A 1,263-nucleotide genomic window follows, 5' to 3' on the forward strand; every position below is an offset into this window, starting at 1 on the left:
AGGTCCGCTCCGCCGCCCGCAGGTCGCCGCCGGCGAGGCCGAGATCGGCATCGACCACCCCGACCAGGGTCAGGCCGGGGAAATGGTGGCCCTTGGCCAGGATCTGGGTGCCGATCAGCAGATTGACGGCGCCGCTGGCGAGATCCGCGGTCAGGTCGGCGATCGCCTGAGGGCCCGAGAAGGTGTCGGACGCGACGATCTGCCAGCGCGCCTCCGGCAAGGTCGCATCGACCTCCTCGGCGATCCGTTCCACCCCCGGGCCGCAGGCGGCGAAGCTGCCCTCGGCCTGGCAGGACGGGCAGGCCTTGGGCAGCGGCGCCCGGTGGCCGCAATGGTGGCATTCGAGGCGCCCGGCCAGGCGGTGCTCGACCAGCCAGGCGGTGCAGTGCGGGCATTCCAGGCGGTGGCCGCAATGCCGGCACAGGGTCAGGGGCGCGTAGCCGCGGCGGTTGAGGAACAGCATCGCCTGCTCCCCCGCCTGCAGCGTCTCCACCACCGCCTCGCGCAGGGTCGGCGACAGGAAGCGGCCGCGCGGCGGCGATTCGCGGCGCATGTCGATCGCCGTCACCGAGGGCAGCCGCGCCGTGCCGTGCCGCGACGGCAGCTCCAGCGCGCCGTAGCGCCCGGCCTCGACATTGGCCAGCGTCTCCAGCGACGGGGTGGCCGAGGCCAGCACCACCGGGAAGCCGCCGAGATGGCCGCGCAGCACCGCCATATCCCGGGCCTGGTAGACGACGCCGTCCTCCTGCTTGAAGGCGCTTTCATGCTCCTCGTCGACCACGATCAGGCCGAGATCGGGATAGGGCAGGAACAGGGCCGAGCGGGCGCCGACCACGACGCGCGCCTCGCCGAAGGCCACCGCCCGCCAGTTGCGCCGGCGCTGGGTCGAGCTGAGCTCGGAATGCCATTCGGTCGGGCGCACGCCGAAACGGGCGGCGAAGCGGTCGAGCCAATGCGCCGACAGCGCGATCTCCGGCAGCAGCACCATCACCTGCTTGCCGGCCGCCAGCGCCGCCGCCACCGCCTCGAAATACACCTCGGTCTTGCCCGAGCCGGTGACGCCGTCGAGCAGCGTGGTCGAGTAGGTGCCGTCGGCCACCGCGTCGATCAGCCGGTCCGCCGCCTCGCGCTGGGTCTCGCCCAGCACCGCGCGCGGGCGGGACAGGTCCGGCTGCGGCACCGGCTCGAAGCCGGGCAGCAGCACGGTCTCCAGGAGCCCGGCCTCGGCCATGCCCTTGATCACGGCGGCGCCGCAGCCGGCCT

Annotated in this window: 1 protein-coding gene; it reads right to left on the reverse strand. The window is 73.6% G+C overall.

What is annotated here, in order from left to right; all coding sequences use genetic code 11:
• Nucleotides 1–1,263 (reverse strand): replication restart helicase PriA (gene priA / locus P409_RS34650; RefSeq protein ID WP_034849473.1); only part of this gene is annotated, 1,263 nt, incomplete at both ends.

This window comes from Inquilinus limosus MP06, assembly GCF_000767795.1.
In the GTDB taxonomy this organism is placed as follows: domain Bacteria; phylum Pseudomonadota; class Alphaproteobacteria; order DSM-16000; family Inquilinaceae; genus Inquilinus; species Inquilinus limosus_E.